Annotated in this window: 18 protein-coding genes; 3 read left to right on the top strand and 15 right to left on the bottom strand. The window is 70.0% G+C overall.

Annotated features, from left to right (window positions below):
* Window positions 1-169: 169 nt before the first annotated feature.
* The 9 genes from ABIA38_RS02180 to uvrA all read right to left on the bottom strand — a co-directional run bounded on the left by ABIA38_RS02180 (window position 170) and on the right by uvrA (window position 14,040).
* On the bottom strand, window positions 170-697 hold the full coding sequence (locus ABIA38_RS02180; RefSeq protein WP_424636618.1) for a hypothetical protein: 528 nt from the start codon (window positions 695-697) through the stop codon (window positions 170-172).
* A gap of 167 nt (window positions 698-864) precedes the next feature.
* The gene (locus ABIA38_RS02175) at window positions 865-4,104 is read right to left on the bottom strand and encodes a M14 family zinc carboxypeptidase (protein ID WP_424636617.1); all 3,240 of its coding nucleotides are present in this window, start codon (window positions 4,102-4,104) and stop codon (window positions 865-867) included.
* 179 nt (window positions 4,105-4,283) lie between these two features.
* Window positions 4,284-5,528: a GNAT family N-acetyltransferase gene (locus tag ABIA38_RS02170; RefSeq protein ID WP_424636616.1), complete on the bottom strand. Its 1,245-nt coding sequence runs from the start codon at window positions 5,526-5,528 to the stop codon at window positions 4,284-4,286.
* Between the two features lie 146 nt (window positions 5,529-5,674).
* Window positions 5,675-6,655, bottom strand: coding sequence for a DNA-binding protein WhiA (gene whiA / locus ABIA38_RS02165; protein WP_020553580.1), 981 nt, complete (start codon window positions 6,653-6,655; stop codon window positions 5,675-5,677).
* Entirely contained in the window at window positions 6,646-7,611 is a 966-nt protein-coding gene (locus tag ABIA38_RS02160; protein ID WP_424636615.1) for a gluconeogenesis factor YvcK family protein, read from the bottom strand. The genes whiA and ABIA38_RS02160 overlap by 10 nt, the downstream gene beginning before the upstream one ends.
* Window positions 7,608-8,501, bottom strand: a complete 894-nt coding sequence (gene rapZ / locus ABIA38_RS02155) for an RNase adapter RapZ (RefSeq protein WP_424636614.1) — start codon at window positions 8,499-8,501, stop codon at window positions 7,608-7,610. The genes ABIA38_RS02160 and rapZ overlap by 4 nt, the downstream gene beginning before the upstream one ends.
* 24 nt (window positions 8,502-8,525) lie before the next feature.
* Window positions 8,526-10,604 (bottom strand): excinuclease ABC subunit UvrC, encoded by a 2,079-nt coding sequence (gene uvrC / locus ABIA38_RS02150; RefSeq protein WP_424636613.1) that lies wholly within the window; start codon window positions 10,602-10,604, stop codon window positions 8,526-8,528.
* Window positions 10,605-10,643: 39 nt separating this feature from the next.
* Window positions 10,644-11,120, bottom strand: coding sequence for a Rieske (2Fe-2S) protein (locus ABIA38_RS02145; RefSeq protein ID WP_424636612.1), 477 nt, complete (start codon window positions 11,118-11,120; stop codon window positions 10,644-10,646).
* Window positions 11,121-11,193: 73 nt separating this feature from the next.
* Window positions 11,194-14,040, bottom strand: coding sequence for an excinuclease ABC subunit UvrA (gene uvrA, locus ABIA38_RS02140; RefSeq protein ID WP_424636611.1), 2,847 nt, complete (start codon window positions 14,038-14,040; stop codon window positions 11,194-11,196).
* A 381-nt stretch (window positions 14,041-14,421) separates the two neighbouring features.
* On the opposite strand from uvrA, the gene ABIA38_RS02135 reads away from it, so the two are divergent.
* Both ABIA38_RS02135 and ABIA38_RS02130 read left to right on the top strand, forming a co-directional pair.
* Window positions 14,422-15,156, top strand: a complete 735-nt coding sequence (locus ABIA38_RS02135) for a maleylpyruvate isomerase family mycothiol-dependent enzyme (protein WP_424636610.1) — start codon at window positions 14,422-14,424, stop codon at window positions 15,154-15,156.
* A gap of 34 nt (window positions 15,157-15,190) precedes the next feature.
* Window positions 15,191-15,847 (top strand): MBL fold metallo-hydrolase, encoded by a 657-nt coding sequence (locus ABIA38_RS02130; protein ID WP_424636609.1) that lies wholly within the window; start codon window positions 15,191-15,193, stop codon window positions 15,845-15,847.
* A 28-nt stretch (window positions 15,848-15,875) separates the two neighbouring features.
* On the opposite strand, the gene ABIA38_RS02125 is transcribed toward ABIA38_RS02130, so the two are convergent.
* On the bottom strand, window positions 15,876-16,433 hold the full coding sequence (locus tag ABIA38_RS02125) for a CGNR zinc finger domain-containing protein (RefSeq protein WP_424636608.1): 558 nt from the start codon (window positions 16,431-16,433) through the stop codon (window positions 15,876-15,878).
* Window positions 16,434-16,562: 129 nt separating this feature from the next.
* On the opposite strand from ABIA38_RS02125, the gene ABIA38_RS02120 reads away from it, so the two are divergent.
* Window positions 16,563-16,727 carry a hypothetical protein gene (locus tag ABIA38_RS02120; RefSeq protein WP_424636607.1) on the top strand — a complete coding sequence of 55 codons (165 nt, stop codon included), beginning with the start codon at window positions 16,563-16,565 and terminating at the stop codon, window positions 16,725-16,727.
* Here the strand turns inward: ABIA38_RS02120 and ABIA38_RS02115 are convergent.
* From ABIA38_RS02115 to uvrB, 5 genes are all read right to left on the bottom strand, one after another.
* Window positions 16,724-17,704 (bottom strand): TerC family protein, encoded by a 981-nt coding sequence (locus ABIA38_RS02115; RefSeq protein WP_424636606.1) that lies wholly within the window; start codon window positions 17,702-17,704, stop codon window positions 16,724-16,726. The two genes, ABIA38_RS02120 and ABIA38_RS02115, sit on opposite strands and share 4 nt — an antisense overlap.
* A gap of 135 nt (window positions 17,705-17,839) precedes the next feature.
* Window positions 17,840-18,496 carry an exonuclease domain-containing protein gene (locus tag ABIA38_RS02110; protein ID WP_424636605.1) on the bottom strand — a complete coding sequence of 219 codons (657 nt, stop codon included), beginning with the start codon at window positions 18,494-18,496 and terminating at the stop codon, window positions 17,840-17,842.
* An 842-nt stretch (window positions 18,497-19,338) separates the two neighbouring features.
* Entirely contained in the window at window positions 19,339-21,090 is a 1,752-nt protein-coding gene (locus ABIA38_RS02105) for a TerD family protein (RefSeq protein WP_424636604.1), read from the bottom strand.
* Window positions 21,091-21,196: 106 nt separating this feature from the next.
* Window positions 21,197-21,769, bottom strand: a complete 573-nt coding sequence (locus tag ABIA38_RS02100; RefSeq protein ID WP_424636603.1) for a TerD family protein — start codon at window positions 21,767-21,769, stop codon at window positions 21,197-21,199.
* A gap of 215 nt (window positions 21,770-21,984) precedes the next feature.
* On the bottom strand, window positions 21,985-24,063 hold the full coding sequence (gene uvrB, locus ABIA38_RS02095; RefSeq protein ID WP_424636602.1) for an excinuclease ABC subunit UvrB: 2,079 nt from the start codon (window positions 24,061-24,063) through the stop codon (window positions 21,985-21,987).
* Window positions 24,064-24,248: the final 185 nt, after the last annotated feature.

Below are 24,248 nucleotides of genomic sequence, written 5' to 3'. Positions count from 1 at the left end.
TCGAACGCCGAATGCCCTGATGGTGAATGGCCGAGGAGATGGTCAGTGGAATCTGCGATATCCCCGGCCATGTCCGACCCTACCGTGACGCCCCGGGCACCTCCACGCAGGCTTGCTGCGCAAGGGGCCCAGGACGGGACGGATCATCAGGTATACGTACCGACCGGAATCAGCCGGCCACCTTCTTGGTGAGCACGAAACCCTCGAAGGCCGCGATCAGATAGAACAGCGCGTCGATCGGCTCCAGGAACTCCTTCCAGGAGTCGAACATCCGCGAGTCGGTCAGCAGGTCCCACAACGACAGGTCGGTGTGGCTCTGCAACCACATGGCGAGTCCGACGTACTGACCCAGGAAGATGCCGAGCACACTCAGTACGACGCCGAGCACGGGCAGCACGGGATTACGCCCGCCGACCTTGCCGAGGGCGACCGCGACCAGCGCCGCGACGCCGAGCGCCATGTAGCCGATCTGGTGCTCGGACGCCTTCAGGATGAGGGCGTAGACGACGGCCGCGACGACCATCGCGACCACGCCGAGGGCGATCCCCAGACCGGTGTTGTCCGGCCGGCGCGGCGGCTGCGGCGGCGGCCCGCCGTACGGCCCCGAAGCCGGCGGTCCGGACGGGCCCGGCAGGTGCCCCCACTGGCCGGGACCCTGCGGTGGCGGCCCCCACGACCCCGGTGCGTTGTTGCTCACGAAGAAATCCCCCCGAAAGAAGCACGACATACGGGAACTCGTATGTGCGCAGAGACGTTAATGGCCCCCGGCGGAGAAGTCTCCGCCGGGGGCCACCCATTCGGCCACCGGTTTTACCCGGTCGGACCAACACCACTCACGCGCAAGCGCGTTGGCCCGTTGACGCGTTACTTGTACAGCTCGCGCAGGATCGCGTCCACGACCACCTTGCGGTCGTCCGCCGTGGCCAACTGCTCCAGGCCGAAGCCGAAGAGCATCGTGTCGTCGGTGGCGATCACCGACGAACCGAACACGGCCTGACTGCGGGTGAAGCCGACGAGCGCGAGGTCACCGGGCGGCGGGCCGGCCAGGACCCACGGGCCCAGTCCGGTCTCGAAGCCCTCGGCGTCCACGACCCCCGCCTTGGTGACCACCTTGGTGTCGTCGACGAACAGGCCGGCCCCGCCGGTGTTCGCGTCGCTCACGTAGGCGATCGAGACCTCGACCTTCTTGCCCGCGTAGGCGGACAGGTCGAAGGCGACCGGCTTCCAGCCACCCGAGTTGCCGGTGAACGAGTTCCACGCGCCGGTGGTGCCGGTGTTCAGGCACTTGGGGGTGGTCACCGTCACGTAGTGCTTCAACTGCGGGTGGGTGTTGACCAGGTCGCCGCCCTCACACTGGGTGGACGGCTTGTTGCTGCTCAGCCCGTTCAGGTCGGGCAGCGTGGTCCAGTCGTCGGCGCCGACCGTGTGCGCCTCCACGAGCACGTGGTCCCAGCCGCGCTCGGTGTCGTAGGAGAACTGCGCGGTGAGCTTGGCCGCGTCCGCCGCCGTCACATTGGTCAGGTCGATCGTGCGCATCAGACGTTTGTACGCGTTGTCCGTGTGCATCCCGTTGATGTACCACGAGCCCTCCGGCGGCGCGTACGGCCCGGACGTGTTGCCCGCGTAGGTCGCCACCGAACGGCTGTCGAACATCGGGAACTTGTCCGGCGTCAGGATCGCGCTGGTGGGCAGGAAGCCGCCCGCCTCGTTCAGCGGGTTGGAGTCCGTACCGGGAACCGGCTTGCTGATCCCCTGCAGCGGCCCGCCGGCCGAACCGACCACCCCGGTGGCCCCGTTCGTCGCCGACCGGTCCCACGCGCCCAGCCAGTACTGGGTGAAGTCGTCGGAGACGATCAGACAGTCGCTGGTCGGGTCGACGGTGACCTTGCACGGCTGGTCCGGGTGCCCGTTGAGGCCGTAGTAGATGCCACCGCCCGCCGCGCTGCGCAGGGGACCGTAGTAGCCCGCGGTCTCGCCGAGGTAGGCCAGCTTGCCGCCCTCGTTGAGGTAGTCGCGCACATTCATGGTCAGGTCCTGGACCAGCGGCGTGACCTGGGCGTCCTTGACCTGCTCGCCGAGGAAGTCGGTGTTCGCCCGGGCCGCGTCCTGGGTCAGTCGGTTGTCGCCGAGATACCAGAACACCCCCTTGAAGTGCGAGAGCACGCCCAGGTGGTGCGGGGCGCCGAACTTCGTCACGTCGTAGACCGCCGACTTGACGCCGTTGGCGGCCAGCGCGTCCACGTACTGTTGGGCGTACTTGGGGCCGACCTGGTTCGGCGGGTGCGGCGGGTTGACGCCCTTGTAGTCCTCGTTGGACAGGACCAGCGTCTCGGTCTTCTCCGGAATGCCGCTCTCCACCGTGAAGGTGAAGTGTTCGCTGGCCACCTTGCCGGTGCCGGGCTTGTCGCCGGTGAACCAGACCTCGACCCGGTCGCCGGTGCGGACGTTCTTGATGTCCCCGCGATACTCGGCGAAGTACGTGGTGCCCTCGTCGCCGTACCGCTTGCCGCCCTTCCACTCCTTGACCCCGGCGGTCTTCGTCGAGCCGCCGTTGACGCGGTAGTTGACCTTGCGGTCCTTGAGCTCGCGCTTGGCGATCACCGCGACCGGCTGGTCGTCGTGGTCCTCGGCGAAGGAGTGCTCGAACTTGTCGGCCACCAGATCGGGCGCCTTGCGACCGAGCGAGGAGACCGGATCCGCCGGATTCGCCGCCGACTTGGCCACGGACAGCGCGAACGGCAGGTTCTTGCTGTACTCCATCTGGATCAACGTCTCGTCGTCCGGGAAGTTGAAGATGCCCGGACAGTCCTCCGGCTTCCACGGGTCGTCCGGCAGATAGCCGGCCGCCGTGGCGCAGGTGGACATCTCCGGAGTGAACGACATCGTGTGGTAGACGTTGTTCATCTGGCCGTCGGTGTCGCCGTTGGTCGTGTACAGCGCGGCGGACAGCTCCGGTACATAGCCCGGCACCGCCGGATTGGCGAAGTCGCCCGCGAGCGCCGTCATCAGCTGGTCGTCGGGGCTGGGCGTGGCCACCTGGGAGCCGACCCCGTACAGGATCAGTTGCGCGGCGGAGTGGTAGTTGACGATGAACTTCGCCTTGACGTGCGCGGCGAGGCCCTCCATCGCCCGGGTCTCCGGCTCGGAGGAGGGACCGGTGCCGCGGTAGGTCTCGTTCAGCGGGTCGGGCGAGGAACCCTCGTTGTCGTAGCCCCACTTGAAGGAGAAGTTGCGGTTGGGGTCGACGCCGTCGCCGGCGGTGATCACCCCGTCGCCGTTGTTGTCCCGCAGATTCTTGCGCCACAACCGCTGGCCGGGCTGGAAGGTCCAGTCGTAGCCGTCGGGGTTGGCCGAGAGTACGAACCACAGCTCGTTGTCGGTGACCAGCTTGGTGGTCTCGTCGTCCTTGCCGTAGCCGTCCACGAAGTGGTGCAGCAGCCGCCGGGTCATCTCCGGCGTGATCCACTCGCGAGCGTGCTGGTTGGAGATGTAGAGCACGCCGGGCTTGGCGCCGTCGACGGCGGTGCGCACGTTCTTCGTCACCTTGACCGCGAGGATGTCCTGCCCGAGCACGGACTTCCCGATGCTGACGGTCTTGGCGATGTCGGGGTGGTCCTTGGCGATCTGCACCATCTCGGCACCGAGGTTGCCCGGGCCGCTGTACTTGCGGAACACGCCCCCGCCGGGAGCGAGGGCACGATCCTGCGCCTGGACCTTCTGGTCGAGCACGAGGCCGGCGGCCTTCAGCTTGGCGGCCTGGCCCTGGGTGAGGATGACCTCGGCCCTGACCTTGCCGTCCGCGGCCCTGGTGACCTGCGTTTCCGATCGATCCACGCCGGAGTCGAAGATCTGCTTCAACTGCGCGGCGTCGGCCGTGACCGAGTAGGCCTGGGGACCGGGTTCGCCCGCCGGAGGAAGTTTCGCTTCCGGCGGCGCGGTGGTCACTTCGGGATAGGAGAAGGACTTGCCGGCCGGATTGTCCGCGGGAGCCGCGGTACTCGCCGGCGCCGCGGTCAGCAGACCGAGCGCCAGCGACAGCGCCGCGATTCCCGTCGTGGCGATCCGGACTCGTTTGGTGGTGCCCCTGGAACGATGACGCCTCATCGACCCCCCAGTCGTGGGTTCGGCGTGCATAGGGACGGCGCAAAAGCACGGCTTCGAGGGACGAAACGTGACTCCTGCGCCCGGGTGTTGCGCATGCTACGGCAACTACCCTGTGATAAACGAGACCTAACGCACGGTCATATTCGGTCAAGGCTACGCGCAGAGATTCCAGATAATGGTCAGAACCAGTCGGGGCACCATGGCTCGCGCGGGGTCCGCAACAACGCCTCGGCCCGCTCGGCCGCACCCGCCGTGAACTCGGTGATCCGCCCGGCCGCGGCCAACCGCACCGGCGAACCCGAACCCAGGTACAACCCGCCCAACGCGGCCACGTCCAGGGCCAGATCGGCCGGCTCCCCGGTCGGTGCGCACACCCCGCCCTCGGGTCCGCCGTCGATCGCGAACCGCCCGGCCGCGTAGCCCAGCTCGTCCGCCACCTCGACCACCAACCGGTCCCGCACGCCGAAGGTGCGGGCCGAGAACGCGCCGGGCACGTCCAACAGCCGCGTCCAGACGAAGTCGCGGCGGGTCTGCGTGGTGATCGCCCGGGGGTCGCCGACGAACAGCGGCAACAACTCGTCGGGACTGCGGTCGGCCGCCTCCACCTTGTTCACGTAGTCGACGTTCGCGCAGTAGCGCCACAGCGCGATCTCGGCCGCCGGGGTGAGGGCCAGCAGCGCGTCCACGGTCAGCGTCACCTTGGGCACGAACTCGTCCCAGTGGTCGTCCGCGCGGTAGGTCACCAATCCGGTGACCTTGCCGGCCGGATCGCGGTAGACCGCGTGGAAACGATCCGGCGCCGGGCCGCTCGGCGCGGACACCCGGCCGGTGTAGACGTCCCACCACAGGTCGTTGCGGCCGATCACGCCCGCGCGCAGGCCGCGGAACTCCTCGTGCAGCGGCGGGCCGACCTCGCGCACCTCGTCGGGGGTGAGCAGCTCGATCCGGGCCCCGGGCTCGACCGGCGCGTCCGGCACGAAGTCGGTGCGCAACGTGTCCAGGGTCAGCTTCTGGTACTCGGTGGCCGCGCCGAAGCCGAACCGGCCGTAGATCCGATACTCGGCGGCGATCAGGATGGCCAACTGCTCGCCGCGCGCGGCGGCGTCGGCCAGGTCCAGGTGCATCAACCTGGTGAGCAGGCCCTGTCGGCGGTGGGTCGCGGTGACCGTCACGTTGGTGATCGCCGACACCGGCACGATCGCGCCGCCGGGCACGGTCAGCCCGGTGGCGAAGCTGCGGAAGGTGCCGACACACCGATCACCGTCGAAGGCACCGCGCGTCCGGGCCAGGTCGGCCCGCCTGCGCCAGTGCGCTATTCGCTTCTCCCGGCCCTCCTTGGACTCGTCCGGGATACGGAGAAAACCGACCCCGACGGCGGTGGTCCACGGGATGATGTCGTCCTCGCCGATGGTGCGGATGTCCACTGTGGTGGGTCCCTTCCTCGCGTACGCGGCCTTCCCTCCGCGAGTACGGACGAAGGCGCCGACCCGGAGACCCTATGTCTCGCGGTTCGACGCCTTCGAATGGTTTTCGCTGCCCAGGTGGGGTGCGGACGATCGGGAGCGGACGATCAGGAAACGAGTATGTCCACCGAAAGCCCCGCATCGGTGCCCGGCATGCCCAGCTCACCCGCACGCTTGTCGGCCATCGCGAGCAACCGGCGGATCCGCCCGGCCACCGCGTCCTTGGTCAGCGGCGGCTCGGCCAGCCCGCCCAGCTCTTCGAGCGAGGCCTGCTTGTGGTCGAGGCGCAGCTTGCCGGCCGCGGCCAGATGCTCCGGGACCTCCTCGCCGAGAATCTCCAACGCCCGCTGCACGCGCGCCCCGGCGGCCACCGCCGCGCGGGCCGAGCGGCGCAGGTTCGCGTCGTCGAAGTTGGCCAGCCGGTTCGCCGTGGCCCGCACCTCGCGGCGCATCCGGCGCTCCTCCCAGGCCAGCACGCTCTCGTGCGCGCCGAGTCGGGTGAGCAGCGCGCCGATCGCGTCGCCGTCGCGGACCACCACCCGGTCCACCCCGCGCACCTCGCGCGACTTGGCCGCCAGGCCCAGCCGCCGGGCCGCGCCGACCAGCGCGAGGGCCGCCTCCGATCCGGGGCAGGTCACCTCCAGGGCCGAGGAGCGGCCGGGCTCGGTGAGCGAGCCGTGGGCCAGGAACGCGCCGCGCCAGGCGGCCTCCGCGTCGCACGTGGCGCCGGAGACGACCTGCGGCGGCAGCCCGCGCACCGGTCGCCCGCGCGCGTCGAGCAGACCGGTCTGCCGGGCCAGTTGGTCACCGCCGACGGCGACCCGGACCACATAGCGGCTGCCCCGGCGCAGCCCGCCGGGGGCCACCACGACCAGGTCCGAGCTGTGCCCGTAGACCTCGAGGATGTCCTTGCGCAGCCGGCGTGCGGCCATCGCCGTGTCCAGTTCCGCCTCGATGACGATTCGCCCGCCCACGATGTGCAGTCCGCCCGCGAAGCGCAAAAGCGCGGAGACCTCCGCCTTGCGACAGCACGACCGGGTGACCGGGAGGCGGCTGAGCTCGTCCTTCACTGCTGCCGTCATCGCCATGGAGCGATCCTTTCACGATCGACGAAGATCCGGCCGTAGGCTGCGGCCAACCGTTCGGGGTCGTGTCGCGGGGAGCCGTCGACCGCCGACACGGGAGCCAGATGGATGTGCCCACCGAGCGCCGCCGTGGCCCGTTCCAGGCCCGGTACGTCCTCCACACGGTCGCGGTCGCCGAGGACGATGTCAAAGGTCAGCCCGGGGGCGTGCGCAGCCAGCACCTCCAGGTGCTGCTGCGGCGAGAAACCCGCCGTCTCGCCCGGTTGCGGGGCCAGATTCAGCGCCAACAACCGCCTGGCCTTGGTCTCCACGAGCGCCGCCGCCAGCTCGGGAACGAGCAGGTGGGGCAGCACCGAGGTGAACCAGGATCCGGGTCCGACAACCACCCAATCGGCGTCACGCACCGCCGCGACCGCCTCCGGCACGGCGGGCGGATCGGCCGGGAGCAGCCGAATCCCGCGCACGTCGCCCGGGGTCACCGCGACCTGGGCCTGCCCGCGCACCACGGACAACTCTTCCGGCCGGGCCGGGTCGTGCCCGGCCACGTCCGCCTCGATGTCCAGCGGCACCGCCGACATCGGCAACACCCGCCCGTGCGCGCCGAGCAGGCGGCCCATCCAGTCCAGGGCCGCGATCGGGTCGTCCATCAGTTCCCACAGGCCGACCAGGAGCAGGTTGCCCACCGCGTGCCCGTTCAGCTCGCCGTCGCTGCGGAACCGGTGCTGGATGACCCGGCTCCAGGTCACCCCCCACTCGTCGTCCCCACACAGTGCGGCCAGCGCCATCCGCAGATCGCCCGGCGGCAGCACGCCCAGGTCCTTGCGCAACCGCCCGCTGGAGCCGCCGTCGTCGGCGACCGTGACGATCGCCGTCAGGTCGTCGGTGAGCCGGCGCAGTGCCGCCAGCGAGGCGGAGAGCCCGTGTCCGCCGCCCAGGGCGACCACCTTCGGGCCGCTCATTCCCTGCCCATGTCGCGGTGCACCAACACGGTGTCGAGGCCGTCCTCGGTGAGCCGGCGGGCCAGCCGCTCGGCCATCGCGACGCTGCGGTGCTTGCCGCCGGTGCAGCCCACCGCGAGCGTCACATAACGCTTGCCCTCACGGCGGTAGCCCTCGGTGACGATGTGCAGCAGTTCGGCGTAGCGGTCCAGGAACTCCTTGGCGCCGGGCTGGTCGAACACGTAGCGGCTGACCGCCTCGTCCATGCCGGTGTACGGGCGCAGCTCCGGGATCCAGTGCGGGTTGGGCAGGAAGCGGCAGTCCACCACCAGGTCGGCGTCCACCGGCAGGCCGTACTTGAAGCCGAACGACATCACCGTGGCGCGCAGTTGCGGCTCGCCGGAGCCGGCGAACCGGTCGTCCATCCGCGCCCGCAGCTGGTGCACGTTTATGTCGGAGGTGTCGATCACCAGGTCGGCCTCGCCGCGCAATTCGCGCAGCAGTTCGCGCTCGCGCCCGATGCCGTCCGGGATGCGGCCGTCGCCCTGGAGCGGATGCGGGCGGCGCACCCCCTCGAAGCGGCGCACCAACACGTCGTCGGACGCCTCCAGGAAGACGATCCGGCGCACCACGCCGGCCGCGTCCAGCTCGCTCAGCGCCGAGCGCAGGTCGTCGAAGAAGGTCCGGCCGCGCACGTCCACGACGACCGCTATCCGCGCGACGGCCCCCTGCGTGCGGGCACCCAGGTCGACCATCGCCGGGATCAGCGACGGCGGCAGGTTGTCCACGACGAACCAGCCGAGGTCCTCCATGCCCTTGGCGGCGGTACTGCGGCCGGCGCCGGACATCCCGGAGATGATCACCAGCTCCGGAGTGCCCTCCACATCGGCGCTCGTGGTCTCGGTACTCATGTGTCCCCCCGGTGCGTGCCGCACCTACGGCTGGGCGAGTTCAACGCTTCCTCCTGCTGGTTCCTGCCTCGGGGGTACCACCGGGACCGCCTCGTCGGTTTCGCCGACCCCGACGACTGCCACCGTGTCGTCGTCCTCCATGATCTCGCCCGTGGCGGTATTCACCGCCGGCGCCGCGGCCCGGGTGGCGAGCGCCGCGACGATCGCCTCGGCGGTGGCCCGGCCGATGCCCGGCACCTCGGTGATCTGTTCCAGGCGAGCCGCGCGCAGCCGCTTGAGCGAGCCGAAGTGCGCGAGCACCGCCTTGCGCCGGGTCTCGCCCAGGCCCGGGATGTCGTCCAGGGCGCTCGCCGTCATCGCCTTGGACCGTTTGGCCCGGTGGTAGGTGATCGCGAAGCGGTGCGCCTCGTCCCGGATGCGCTGGAGCATCAGCAGCGCCTCGCCGCTGCTGCGCGGGAGTACGACGGGGTCGTCCTCACCGGGCACCCAGACCTCTTCGAGCCGCTTGGCCAGGCCGCACACGGTCACATCGACCACGCCGGCCTCCTCCAGGGCCCGCACCGCGGCGGCCACCTGGGGTTGCGCGCCGTCCACCACGATCAGCTGCGGCGGGTAGGCGAACCGCCTGGGCTTGCCGGTCTCGGGGTCGATCGGGCCGGAGTTCTCGACGCCGTCGCCCTCGGCCTCGTCCGTGACCGCGTCGCGCGCCAGGTCGCTCTTGTACCGCCGGAACCTCCGGGTGAGCACCTCGTGCATCGCGCGCGGGTCGTCCTGGCCCTCGAAGGTCTTGATCGCGAAGCGCCGGTACTCGCTCTTGCGCGGCAGGCCGTCCTCGAAGACGACCATCGAGGCGACCACCTCGGTGCCCTGCAGGTGCGAGATGTCATAGCACTCGATGCGCAGCGGCGCGGTCTCCATCTCCAGTGCCTCGGCGAGTTGTTGCAGGGCCAGCGAGCGGGCGGTCAGGTCGCCGGCCCGGCGCAGCTTGTGCAGGTTGAGCGCCTGGGCGGCGTTGCGCTGGACGGTCTCCTGGAGCGACTTCTTGTCGCCGCGCTGCGGCACCCGCAACTCGACCTTGGCGCCGCGCAGTTCGCACAACCACGCGGTCAGCGCGGCGGTGTCCGCGGGCAGCGCGGGGACCAGCACCTCGCGCGGCACCGCCTCGCCGCGCTGCTCGCCGTAGAGCTGCTGGAGGAAGTGTTCGACCAGATCGGCGGTGTCCACGTCCTCGACCCGCTCGGTGACCCAGCCGCGTTGCCCGCGCACCCGGCCGCCGCGCACGTGGAAGATCTGGACGGCGACCTCGAGTTCGTCCTCGGCCAGCGCGATCACATCCGCGTCGGTACCGTCGCCGAACACGATCGCGTTCTTCTCCAGGGCCCGGGTGAGCGCGGTTATGTCGTCCCGGAGTCGGGCCGCCTTCTCGTATTCCATCGCCTGCGCGGCCTGCTTCATCTCGCGCTCGACGCGCTTGATGTAGGGGCCGGTGCGGCCGGCCATGAACTCGCAGAAGTCCTCGGCGAGCGCACGGTGGTCCTCGGCGGAGATCTTGCCCGTGCACGGCGCCGCGCACTTGCCGATGTAGCCCAGCAGACACGGCCGGCCGACCTGGCGGGCGTTCTTGAACACCCCGGCCGAGCAGGTACGCACGGGGAACACCCGAAGGAGCAGGTCGAGCGTCTCGCGGATGGCCCAGGCGTGCCCGTACGGCCCGAAGTAGCGCACACCCTTGCGATGCGGCCCGCGCATCACCTGCGCGCGGGGGAACTCCTCATCGAGCGTCACCGCGAGCGAGGGATAGCTCTTGTCGTCGCGGTACTTGACGTTGAAGCGCGGGTCGAACTCCTTGATCCAGGAGTATTCGAGCTGGAGCGCCTCGACCTCGGTGCCGACCACGGTCCAGTCCACCGCGGCGGCGGTGGTGACCATGCTCTGGGTGCGCGGGTGCAGGCCCGCCAGGTCCTGGAAGTAGGACGAGAGCCGGGCGCGCAGGTTCTTCGCCTTGCCGACGTAGACCACGCGCCCGTGCTCGTCGCGAAACCGGTACACACCGGGCGACGTCGGGATCTGGCCGGGCGCGGGCCGGTACGACGACGGGTCCATTTCTCCACCCTATGTGCTGGCTCCGACAGATATTCGCGGTCAACCCACCACGATCTCGCCGTTCGCGACCGTGACCGGCAGCGGCGTGAGGCCGCGTTTGGCGGGTCGGCGTACGACGGAACCGTCGTTCATCGAGAACTGGCTGCCGTGGCACTGGCACTGGATGACACCCTGGTCGACCTTGGTGACCAGACAACCCTGGTGCGGACAACGGGCGTCGAACGCTTTGTAATCGTCCTTCGCGGGCTGCGTCACCACGATCGAGGTGTCGGTGTAGACCTTGCCCTTGCCGAGCACCACGTCCTCGGCCTTGCCGACCGTCACCGGGCCGTCGAGCAGCTTCTTCTCGTGCGGCGACGCGGGCTGGTTGTCCGCCGCGCAGGCGGTCAGCGCCGCGCCGGCGGCGGCCACCGCGCCGACCACCGCGGCGCCCCGCAGCAACGTGCGCCGATCCGGCCCGAACTCGCTCCCGGCGTCGGACGCGCTCTCGGGCCGGGGCTGCTGCTGCGGGGTCATGCGGTATCTCCTCGTGAACGGTGACTGATGGGAGGCCGGTCAATCCTCGCATCCGGCCCACCCGCCGATTACGTCACCGTCGGTCGTAGAGCACGTCCTGGAGGAACTTGCCGGTGTGGCTGCCGGCCACCTCGGCGACTTCCTCGGGGGTGCCCTCGGCCACGACCAGGCCGCCGCCGCTGCCCCCCTCCGGGCCCAGGTCGACCACCCAGTCCGCGGTCTTGATCACGTCGAGGTTGTGCTCGATCACGATCACCGTGTTGCCCTTGTCGACCAGGCTGGTCAGCACGCCGAGCAGCCGGCGGATGTCCTCGAAGTGCAGGCCCGTGGTCGGCTCGTCGAGTACGTAGACGGTCTTCCCGGTGGACCGGCGCTGGAGTTCGGAGGCGAGCTTGACCCGCTGCGCCTCGCCGCCGGAGAGCGTGGTCGCCGGCTGGCCGAGCCGGACGTAGCCGAGCCCGACGTCGTTGAGCGTGCGCAGGTGCCGGGCGATCGCCGGGACCGCCTCGAAGAAGGCCAGGCCCTCCTCGATCGGCATGTCGAGCACCTCGGAGATGTTCTTGCCCTTGAAGTGCACCTCCAGCGTCTCGCGGTTGTAGCGCGCGCCGTGACACACCTCGCACGGGACGTAGACGTCCGGCAGGAAGTTCATCTCGATCTTGATGGTGCCGTCGCCCGAGCAGTTCTCGCAGCGACCGCCCTTGACGTTGAACGAGAACCGGCCCGGCAGGTAGCCGCGCACCTTGGCCTCGGTGGTCTCCGCGAACAACTTGCGCACGTGGTCGAACACACCGGTGTAGGTGGCCGGGTTGGAGCGCGGGGTGCGCCCGATCGGCCCCTGGTCCACGTGTACGACCTTGTCCACCAGGTCGGTCCCGGTGATCCGGGTATGCCGACCCGGCACCAGTCGCGCGCCGTTGAGCTCGCGGGCCAGGTGGGTGTAGAGGATGTCGTTGACCAGGGTCGACTTGCCCGAGCCGGACACCCCGGTGACCGCGGTGAACACGCCCAGCGGGAACGCCACGCTGACGTCCTGCAGGTTGTTCTCCCGGGCGCCGTGCACGACCAGGCGGCGCTTGTCGTCCGGCACCCGGCGCTCGGTGGGGGTGGGGATCGACTTGCGGCCGGAGAGGTAGTCGCCGGTGGCCGAGCGCTTGTTCTTGAGCAGTTCCTTGTAGCTGCCCGAGTGTACCACCTCGCCGCCGTGCTCGCCCGCGCCGGGACCGATGTCCACGACCCAGTCGGCGATCCGGATGGTGTCCTCGTCGTGCTCGACCACGATCAGCGTGTTGCCCATGTCGCGCAGCCGGACCAGGGTCTCGATCAGCCGGTGGTTGTCCCGCTGGTGCAGGCCGATGGACGGCTCGTCGAGCACGTAGAGCACGCCGACCAGGCCGGAGCCGATCTGGGTGGCCAGCCGGATGCGCTGCGCCTCGCCGCCGGACAGGGTGCCTGCGGCGCGGCTGAGCGAGAGGTAGTCCAGGCCGACGTCGATCAGGAACCTCAGCCGCTCGTTGACCTCCTTGAGCACCCGCTCGGCGATCTTCTTCTCCCGCGCCACCAGCTTGATCCGGCCGAGGAAGTCGGCGCAGTCGCTGATCGACATGGCCGCGACGTCGGCGATCGACTTGTCCGCGATGGTCACCGCGAGCACGATCGGCTTGAGCCGGGCGCCGTGGCAGGTGGCACACGGCACCTCGCGCATGTAGCCCTCGAAGCGCTCGCGACTGGTGTCGGTCTCCGCCTCGGAGTGCCGGCGCACGATGTAGGGCAGCGCGCCCTCGAACGAGGTGTAGTAGGAGCGCTCGCGCCCGTAGCGGTTCTTGTACTTGACGTGGATCTGCGTCTTGTGGCCGTTGAGCAGTGCTTTGCGGGCCCGCTGCGGCAGCCCGTCCCAGGCGATGTCGGTGCGGAAGCCCATCTCGTCGGCGAGCGCGGAGACCAGTCGGCCGAAGTATTCCGACGCGTGTCCGCTCGACCACGGCGCGAGCGCGCCCTCGTCCAGCGACTTCTGCCCGTCGGGCACCACCAGTTCGGGGTCGACCTCCATCCGGGTGCCGATGCCGGTGCAGTCCGGACAGGCGCCGAACGGCGAGTTGAACGAGAACGAGCGCGGTTCCAGTTCCTCGAACGAGAGGTCGTCGTAGGGGCAGTAGAGGTGCTCGGAGAACATCCGCTCGCGGCCCTCGTCGTCCTCGGGCAGGTCGACGAAGTCCAGGATGACCATGCCCGAGCCGAGCGAGAGCGCGGTCTCCACCGAGTCGGTCAACCGGCGCTTGGCCGAGGACTTGACCGTGAGGCGGTCGATGACCACCTCGATGGTGTGCTTCTCCTGCTTCTTGAGCTTGGGCGGGTCGGTGAGCTGGATCACCGCGCCGTCCACCCGGGCCCGGCTGTAGCCCTTGGACTGGAGTTCGGCGAACAGGTCGACGAACTCGCCCTTGCGCTCGCGCACGATCGGCGAGAGCACCTGGAAGCGGGTGCCCTCGGCCAGCTCGAGCACCCGGTCGACCACCTGCTGCGGGCTCTGCCGGGCGATCGGGCGCGCGCACACGGGACAGTGCGGGTGGCCGATCCGGGCGTAGAGCAGGCGCAGGTAGTCGTAGACCTCGGTGATCGTGCCGACCGTGGAGCGCGGGTTGCGGTTGGTCGACTTCTGGTCGATCGAGACCGCGGGCGACAGGCCCTCGATGAAGTCGACGTCGGGCTTGTCCATCTGCCCGAGGAACTGGCGCGCGTAGGAGGACAGCGACTCGACGTAGCGGCGCTGTCCCTCCGCGAAGATCGTGTCGAACGCGAGCGAGGACTTGCCGGAGCCGGACAGGCCGGTGAAGACGATGAGCGAGTCGCGCGGCAGGTCGAGGGAGACGTCCTTGAGGTTGTGCTCGCGCGCGCCACGGACGATGAGACGGTCGGCCACTTGAGAATCGAAACCCTTCGACGACATGCCGCTGCGGCTGAATGGTGTCGAGCTGATCGGTACGCGTCGACAGTGCGGATCGAGGATGCCGAGCCGGGTGTCGGTCGCAGTGCGCGTCACGACGTGGTGACGCACTGCGGCCCCGGATCGTTGTGTCCTCGCGCCATCGTAAGCAGCCGCGGGCAGGTGTTTGTTCCCCTTTGAGCCGCCAGGCTATCGCACATTCATTCGAACAAAACTTCTTCCACCACTTCTTCACTCGATCGTGTGAAGGTCTGACCCGGGCGTTCGCGCCACTAAGCTGCAACCCCAAGACCTCGTCGCAGCGGGCCGCGTCTCGTCCCGCAGGTCGGCGGCGAGGGCGATCCGGGGGAGGTATACGTGACCACGGACGGGTTCGACCCCGCCACACTGCTCGCGGAGATCAACGACGCGACCGCTCAGGTCCTGGCCACCGCGGAGCGGCTGTCGCCCGAACATCTGGCCGGCCCGTCGCTGCTGCCCGGGTGGAGCCGCGGCCATGTGCTGACCCATCTGGCCCGCAACGCGGACGCGCTGACCAACCTGCTGAACTGGGCCCGCACCGGGATCCCGACCCCGATGTACCCGCCGGGCGACGCCCGGGACCGGGCCATCGACGAGGGCGCCGGACGCGGACCGCAGGAGCAGCTCGCCGATCTGCGCGACGCCTCCGCCCGATTCGCCCAGGCGTTCGAGGCGATGACACCGACCGCGTGGGGCGCCAAGGTCACCGCGCGCAACGCAGGCGAGATCGCCGCGACCACACTGCCCGGCAAGCGGCTGCGCGAGCTCTACATCCACCACGTCGACCTGGACGCGGGCTGGACGCCGGCGCACTGGCCGACCGAGTACACCGAGCGCGAGCTCAACGAGGTGGCCGCGTCCTTCCGCGGCCGGCCGGACTGCCCGCCGCTGCTGCTGCGCGACGACATCACCCACCGCGAACTGCTGATCGGCCCGGAGGGGGTGGCCCCGGCCGCGGTCGTCTCCGGCCGTCGCCAGTCGCTGCTGGGGTGGCTGATCGGGCGGACCAACGGCGACGGGCTGACCGTCGAGCCGGCCGGCCAACTGCCCCCGCTGCCCGCGTGGATGTAGCCGGGAGGGCGTGCGGCCGGGGAGGATGGCCCGCATGACGTATCACGGATCCGTGAAGGTCGGCGGCGCCCCGGCCGTGCGCGAGCTGGCCAATCTGATGATCACCAAGGTGGCGGTGGGGCCCTACGACAACGACGCCTACCTGCTGCGCTGTCGCGCCACCGACGAGCAGCTGCTGATCGACGCGGCCAACGACGCGGGCACGCTGATCACCCTGGTGGGTGACGGTGGTCTGGCCAAGGTGGTCACCACCCACCGGCACCAGGACCACTGGCAGGCACTGGCCGAGGTGGTTGCGCACACCGGCGCGACCACCCTGGCCGGGCGCGCCGACGCCGAGGCCGTCCCGGTGCCCACCGACGTGCTCGTGGACGACGGCGACACGATCGCCTTCGGCGCGATCGAACTGCGGGCGATCCACCTGGTGGGCCACACCGAGGGCAGCGTCGCGTTGCTCTACGACGACCCCAAGGGCCACCCGCACCTGTTCACCGGCGACTGCCTCTTCCCCGGCGGGGTGGGCAACACGTTCGGCGACCCGGCCGCCTTCGACCACCTGATCGACGACGTCGAGCACAAGTTGTTCGACGTACTCCCCGACGAGACCTGGGTCTACCCGGGCCACGGCAACGACACCACGCTGGGCGCCGAGCGCCCGAACCTGGCCGAGTGGCGCGAACGCCGCTGGTAGTGGCGAAGGCCGGGGCCGGGCGGGCGGTTCAGCCCCGCCCGGCGCCCGGCGCGGCGGCCCTGCGGCGGGCCCGGTGCGCGGCCACGTTGGCCCGGTTCGCACACGCATCCGAGCAGTAGCGCTTGCGCCCGTTGCGCGAGGTGTCCGCGAACACCCGATCACAGTCGCCGGCCGCACACACCCCGGACCGGCCGAGCCCGTAGTCGGCCACCAGGTGGGCCAGCCCCATCGCGGTGTTGATCCGCATGCGCTGCACGAACGGCACCCCCGAGGGCGCGTGGTGCAGGTGCAGCCCATAGCCGTGATCCACCAGCCGAGGCCGCACCTCGACCCGCGCCAACAACCCGTTGACGTACTCGACCGCGGCCTCCAGCTCGTCGAGCACGAAGAACGCGCGCAACTCGCCGGCCCACTGCACCAACGGCCCCAGCGCCCCCTCGTCCACGTCCTCCACCAGGAACGAGAACGGGCGCAGCACGTCCCGCGCGCCCGGCACGTCCGGCGTCGAGCCCTGCTCGCCGGTCCACGCGTTGACCATCGCGACGGCGGCGCCGACCCCGTCACTGCGGTAACCGTTGACTTCCATTGAACCCTTACCTAGGCTGCCGAGTATGTAAGGAGCTACACCGATACACCTATTACCACCTACTGCCAACCCGGAGGCAACACGATGTCTTCCCGGTGCGACGCCTGCGGACGGATCGAGGATCCGCGCATGACCGTACTGTCCCGGCACGCCACATCCCAGGGCGAGATCCGCTACACCCGCTGCCTGTGCGGCAGCGTGGGCGTACGGCTGCTGCCGGGTCCGGACGCGACGCGGCCCCCGCACGAGATCCTCCTCGCCCAGGGGCCGCCGGCCGTACCGCTGCCGAACTAGACGTTCGCGTCCCGCTGCGCGGCCCGTGCCGCCGCCTGCTCGTCCTTCCTGGTCTTGCGCAGACTCAGCACCGTGGTCACCGCCAGAGTCGCCACGATCACGCCGAGCGAGAGCGGAATACCGATCTCCGGCACGTGTACGCCCTGACCGTGCAGCGCCTCCAGGACCAGCTTGACCCCGATGAAGCCCAGGATCACCGACAGCCCGTACGACAGGTAGACCAGCTTCTTCAGCAGCCCGCCGATCAGGAAGTAGAGCTGCCGCAGGCCCATCAGCGCGAAGGCGTTCGCGGTGAAGACGATGTACGGCTCCTTGGTCAGCCCGAAGATCGCCGGAATCGAATCCAGGGCGAACAACACATCGGTGGTCCCGACCGCGATCATCACGATCAACATCGGCGTGACGAACCGTTTGCCGTTCTCCCGGACCACCAGCTTCATGTCCCGGTAGCCGTCGGTGGTCGGCAACACCTTCTCGACCTTGCGCAGGAGGGCGTTCTCCTCGAACTCCTCCTCCTCGTCCGACTGCGCCTCCTTGATCAACTTCCAGGCGGTCCAGATCAGGAACGCCCCGAAGATGAAGAAGACCCACGAGAACGCCGCGACCACGGCGGCACCCGCGGCAATGAAGATGCCACGCAACACCAGCGCCAGCAGCACACCGACGAGCAACACCCGCTGCTGATACTGCGGCGGCACCGCGAACTTGCCCATGATCAGTACGAACACGAACAGGTTGTCGACGCTCAGCGACTTCTCGGTGATGAACCCGGCGAAGAACTCACCACCGGGTTCGGCCCCGACAAAGACCGAAAGGCCGATGCCGAACAGCACGGCAAGCCCGACCCAGAAGACGCCCCACAGGGAAGCCTCCTTCAGGGTCACCTCATGCGGCTTGCGATTGACGAACAAATCGACTGCCACCAGTGCCAACAGCACGACGATGGTCAGGATCCAGGCAACGGGTGAAACGTCCACTGCGCCTCCGGCAGACGTGGGGGGTCGCGTCATCGCCGGAGGGGGGTAGGTACCCCTCCGATTGCCTCCAGGATGCCAGAAGGTAAAGGAAACACCAAGTGATCCTTTACCAAATCCTGGTGACACGGCCACCCCTCAGCCCACCGGCGCAAACCCCCGACGCGGCTTGAGCACGGGTGCGGGGGACATCTCGGGCGCCCGGGCGGGCGGTACGGGTAGCCCCAGGCTGCGCGTGCCGAGCCCGGCCAGCAACAGCGGCAGCAGGCGCGCGGTCACCCGGGCGTCGGCGAGGGCCGCGTGCGCGTCGGGGAAGGTCAGCCCGAAGTGCGCACAACAGGTCCCGAGCTTGTGATCGGCCAGCGGCAACCCCGACGCCTTCGCGAGCCGCATCGTGCACAGCGCGGGCAACGTCGGCGGCGCGAGGCCGGCCGCGACGAACTCGGCCTCCAGGAACCGCTGCTCGAACGACGCGTTGTGCGCCACCACCACGGCCCCGGCCAGCAACCCCGCCAACTCGGTCGCCACATCCACGAACCGAGGCGCGCCCACCACGTCGGCGGCGGTGATCCGATGCACGTGACTGGCCCCCACCGACCGCCCGGGATCGAGCAGCGTGGTCCACTCGCGCAACACCTCACCGGTACCGCGCATCCGCACCACGCCGATCTCCACGATCCGGTCCCCACGCGCGGGCGAGAACCCGGTGGTCTCCAAATCCACGACCGCGAACTCGGTCCCCGCAACCTCGGCAGGCACCCCGAGCAAGCGCACCGGATCGGCATAGGCGAACAAGGCGACATCCCTCTCCCCCGGCCGCCTCGATCACGACCGACGGGCCGAGAGTCTACGACCCAACCCCCAACCCCACCCGCCACTTCCCCCGAACCACCCCAAACGGCGTACGTACGGGCGACGGGGCGCGCGGGGTTCGGCCCCGCCGGGGGTCCTCAAACGCCGGACGGGCTGGAGAGGTTGGGGCGGTCGTGTGCGCACGCGCGGCTACGTGGCTGTCGGCCTCCGGCCGGGGGTCCTCAAGCGCCGGGCGGGCTGGATGATTCGGCCCGGCCAGGTGTGCACGCACGCTTCGGCTCCCGGCTCGGGGCCCACAAACACGCACCGGCGGCCGGGGTCCTCAAGCGCCGGGCAGGCTGGATGTTTCGGCCCGGCCAGGTGTGCACGCACGCGCTTCGGCTCCCGACCCGCGGCCCACAAACGCGCACCGGCAGCCGAGCACGGGGAACCGGCCTCCGGCCGGGGTCCTCAAACGCCGGACGGGCCGGCCGAGTTCGGGCGGGTCGAACGCCGTTGCGCGGCCGGGCCCATCGACCCCGCCCCAACCCGTCGCACGCTCAAGCCTCTTGCCCGGAGCCCACCCAAACTCCCAGCCACACACTGACACCCAGCCACCACCCTCAGCCCGTCCGGCGTTTGAGGACCCCCAGCCGGAGGCCAACGGCCCACGCAGCCGCAGGCGCGAACTCGGCCGAGTCACCCTCCAGCCCGTCCGGCGTTTGAGGACCCCGGCCGGAGGCCGAACCAACCGCTCGACCGCACGCGCGCGAACCCGGCCGAGCCAACCCCTCCAGCCCGTCCGGCGCTTGAGGACCCTCGGCCGGCGGCCAAATCCCGCGCGCCTAGCGCCCGGAGGCCACCCACGACAACAGCCGTCGTGTCGCGTCCGTCCCGCCGGCGGGCAAGTCGGCCGTGTACACCCATGGCAGGCCCACCCACGGGTCCATGATGTGGTCCTCCGGGATGGCCGTGAGGCGCAGCAGCGAGCGCCACAGCGGGTCGAGGAGCGGGCCGAACGACTCGGCATCCCCGCGACTCCCGACCACGATCACGTGCACCCCCACCCGCGGCCCCTCCTCGACGATGTGCCGCAGTTGCGCCGCACTCCGATCGTCGAACCCGAACGGGAAATCGTGCACCAGCAACAACTGCCGAGCCAGGTCCAGTTCCGGCGGCAGCGAGTCCACCGCGTCGTTGGCCACCGCCATCCGCACCAGTTCGATCCGGTCCACGATCCGCCCCAGCAGCGCGGACACCTCACCCGGACCGGTGGCCACCGGCCCCACCAGCAACCCGGACGCGGCCAACGGCTGCAGCGGCGCGGCAGCCGTCCCCTTGCCCGCCGGATCGATCACGTGCACCTTGAACTCGCCCACCGGGAACGCCGCGAACATCCGCGCGGTCAACGCCACCGCGAGCTCGTCCGCCCGCTCCGCGCCGTTGCCCCGCTCGCCGCCCTCGAGCCCCGTCGCGCCCGTGTCGATCCACAACCCGCGCTCCATCGGCAGCCGCAACACCATCGGCACCCGCAACTCCGGCCGCTCCGGCAGATGCAGATCGCCCAGCCGAATCGCCGGCGCGCCGTCCTCCGGCGCCTGCCACCCGGCCCACGAGGTGCTGTCCCAACGCGCCATCACCGGCGGCAGGTTCGGCTCCAACTGCTCGACCTCGCCGACCAGTTGCGCCGAGTCCCGGTCCAGCACCGCCTTGGCCTGCGCGGCCAGCGTGCGATGCCGATCCCGCGCGGTGTCCTGCGCCGCCAACCCCGCCGGCGAGAACCGCGCGGCGGGATCGTTCAGGACACCCTCCAGCTCCTTGTCCAGCCGCCCGTCCGCGTACTCGATCGCCGACCGGTAGGCGGCGGCCGACCGTGCCGCGTCCTCGAACACGCCCCAGACCTGCTCGTACAACTTCTCCACCTCGCGCCGCGCGGCCAGCTGCGCCGCCTCGCGCTCGACCTCCGGCGGCGCCGCGGCCCAGGCCATCCCGCCGGCCGCGGCCACCCTCGGCGCGGCGGCACGCTCACGCGGCTCCGTCGGCGCGTTCGCCGCGCTGAACGGCGGCGCCGCCGGCCCCCCGAGCGCCGTGCGTGCCCGGTCCACGACCCGTGCGCGGTTGTCCACCCCGACGTCCTTGAGCAGCGCCTCCAGCCCCGCCTCGTAGCCCTGCCCGACCGCGCGCACCTTCCACGCGCCCTGGCGCCGGTAGAGCTCGACGGTGACCAACGCCCGTTCGCTGCCCAGGTCGGTGATCCGGAACGTGGTCAGGTCCTCGCCGCCCGAACGCACCGTGACCACCGGCGCGGCCACCACGCCGAACCGGTCCACGCCGCCCCCGTCGAGCGACGCGCCGACCAGCACCCGCTCGATCGCCGCGGGCAGCCGGTCCAGCTCGAACGTCGCACCGGCCTGACGGATCGTCACCCCGACGGTGTCGGCCCCGCCGCGCTGGGCCACGTCCGCGTCGCCGCGGACTCGATCGTCGGCCCCCACCAGGGCCACCACCAGCTCGACCGGGCATTGCGCGGCGAGCTCGACCTCCACCCGGGCGTCGGGCAGCGCCAGGTTCTGACCCCGTACCAGTTCGGTGCTCACGTGCGTTCGTCCCCTCCCCCGCCCCACCGGGACGGACCCCGCGCGAGCGGGCCGGGAGGCGTCGTCCGCCCGTCCCGGCCCGCTCACCATGTCTTGGTGGTACGTCCTACAGGTGCGCCATCAGTGCCGGCAGCAGGTCACGCAGCGTCTGCCCCTGCGCGGGCTCGCCGATCGCGGCCATCTTCCAGGCGTTGTTGTGCCGGTAGAGCTTGGCCATGATCTGGCCGGTGTAGTTGCCACCGCCGGAGAGCGTGTAGCGCGCCAGCTCGGTGTTCGTGGTCTCGTCCACGATCCGGCAGAACGCGTTCTCGATCTCCTGGAAGGTCTGCCCCTGGAAGGAGCTGACCGTGAAGATGATCTGGTCCACGTGCACCGGCACCCGGGCCAGGTCGACCAGGATCGACTCGTCGTCGCCGTCACCGTGCCCGGTCAGGTTGTCGCCGGTGTGCCGGACCGACCCGTCCTTGCTGGTGAGCTGGCCGAAGTAGCAGACGTCGACCGGCTGCTGCTCCGCGAAGAGCACGCACGACGCGTCGAGGTCGATCTCCTTCTCCCGGCTGCCGAACAACCCACGACGCTTGACGGCGTCCCAGCCAAGGCCCATCCGGACCATGGTCAGCTCGCCACCACCCGGCTTGTCGAGTGAAATCCTCTGGCCCTTGGACATGTTGACGGCCACTGGCGACGTCTCCCCTCACAGATTTGGTCACGCGGCTCGCGGAGCCCCACCCCGACGACGGGGCGGCCCCGTACTGGCCGCAGAGTAGTCCTCGGCGCTCGCCGGTGTCCCGGCGAGCCCCCTCGGTCCCGGTTCAGGACCATGAACCTACCGGTCAGACGTACGGGCCCGGCAGGCCGTTCCCACAGCCGGCGATCGCTCCCCGGCCGGCGGGCCTATCCGATGCCCGCGGCCTTCATCCCCCGCAGCTCCTTCTTCAGCTCCCCGACCTCGTCGCGCAACCGCGCGGCCAGTTCGAATTGCAGTTCGGAGGCGGCCGCGTGCATCTGCTCGGTCATCACCCGGATCATGTCCGCGAGGTCGGTCGCGGGCAGGTTCTCCGCCCCCGACTTCCGGCCCAGCGCGGGCACCGGCGCCTTCTGCCGACCCTTGTTGCCGGCCAGCAGATCGGCGGTGTCCGCGTCCTCGCGCGAGATCGAGTCGAGGATGTCCACGATCTTCTTGCGCAGCGGCTGCGGGTCGATGCCGCGCTCGGTGTTGTACGCGATCTGCTTCTCGCGCCGCCGGTTGGTCTCGTCGATCGCCTTCTCCATCGACGGGGTGATCCGGTCCGCGTACATGTGCACCTGGCCGGACACGTTGCGCGCCGCGCGGCCGATGGTCTGGATCAGCGAGGTGCCCGAGCGCAGGAAGCCCTCCTTGTCCGCGTCCAGGATGGACACGAGCGAGACCTCCGGCAGGTCCAGGCCCTCGCGCAGCAGGTTGATGCCCACCAGCACGTCGTATTCGCCCAGGCGCAGCTCGCGCAGCAGTTCCACGCGGCGCAGCGTGTCGATGTCGCTGTGCAGGTAGCGCACCCGCACCCCCTGCTCCAGGAAGTAGTCCGTGAGGTCCTCGGACATCTTCTTGGTGAGCGTGGTCACCAGCACCCGCTCGTCCCGCTCCGCGCGCACCCGGATCTCGTGCAGCAGGTCGTCGATCTGGCCCTCGGTCGGCTTGACCACCACCTCGGGGTCGACCAGGCCGGTCGGCCGGATGATCTGTTCGACCACCGCGTCCGCCTTGGCCAGCTCGTACTTGCCGGGGGTGGCGGACAGATAGACGGTCTGCCCGATCCGCTCCAGGAACTCCTCCCACTTGAGCGGGCGGTTGTCCATCGCGGACGGCAACCGGAAGCCGTGCTCGACCAGGGTGCGCTTGCGCGACGCGTCGCCCTCGTACATCGCGCCGATCTGCGGCACGGTCACGTGCGACTCGTCCAGGACGAGCAGGAAGTCCTCGGGGAAGTAGTCGAGCAGCGTGTTCGGCGCGGAGCCCGGCTCACGGCCGTCCATGTGCCGCGAGTAGTTCTCGATGCCCGAGCAGGTGCCGATCTGGCGCAACATCTCGATGTCGTAGGTGGTGCGCATGCGCAGCCGCTGGGCCTCCAGGACCTTGCCCTGCTTGTCCATCCGGGCGAGCGTCTCCTCCAGCTCCCGCTCGATCCCGGCGACCGCGCGCTCCATCCGCTCGGGGCCGGCCACGTAGTGCGTGGCGGGGAAGACGTAGAGCTCCTGGTCCTCGCTGACCACCTCGCCGGTGAGCGGGTGCAGCGTCATCAGCGACTCGATCTCGTCGCCGAACATCTCGATCCGTACGGCCAGCTCCTCGTAGACCGGGAAGATCTCGATCGTGTCGCCGCGCACCCGGAAGGTGCCTCGGGTGAACGCGACGTCGTTGCGGGTGTACTGGTTGCCGACGAAGCGGCGCAGCAGCGCGTCCCGCTCGATTTCCTCGCCGACCCGGAGCCGAACCATCCGGTCCACGTATTCCTGCGGCGTGCCCAGGCCGTAGATGCACGACACGGAGGCGACCACGATCACATCCCGACGGGTCAGCAGCGAGTTGGTGGTCGAGTGCCGCAGCCGCTCGACCTCCTCGTTGATCGAGGAGTCCTTCTCGATGTAGGTGTCCGTGGTCGGGACGTAGGCCTCGGGCTGGTAGTAGTCGTAGTACGAGACGAAGTACTCGACGGCGTTGTTGGGCAGCAGCTCGCGAAACTCGTTGGCGAGCTGCGCGGCCAGCGTCTTGTTGGGCGCCATGACGAGCGTCGGCCGCTGGAGCCGCTCGATCATCCACGCGGTCGTCGCCGACTTCCCGGTGCCGGTCGCACCGAGCAGCACCACATTCCGGTCGCCCGCATCGACCCGCTGCTCGAGCAGATCGATCGCCTGCGGCTGATCACCGGACGGCTGGTAGGGACTGACGACCTCGAAGGGCGCCACTTTGCGTTCGAGATCGGAGATGGGTCGCACGGGATACACGTTACGGCTCCGCACCGACAAACGAGGTCGACGCTGAAAACCGCGCTGCGCGCGGAGGGCGGCTCCGCCGCCGCGGCCTCCGGCCGCTCTCCTCGCAAGCTCGTCGATCACCACACACGATCAAGTCGTGGGCGCTGACGCGCCGGGGCGCAGCCGGAACCGCAGCAGCCCCACCC

The organism is Embleya sp. AB8 (assembly GCF_049739465.1).
Taxonomy (GTDB): domain Bacteria; phylum Actinomycetota; class Actinomycetes; order Streptomycetales; family Streptomycetaceae; genus Embleya.
This window is presented reverse-complemented; position numbering and strand designations above follow the sequence as displayed.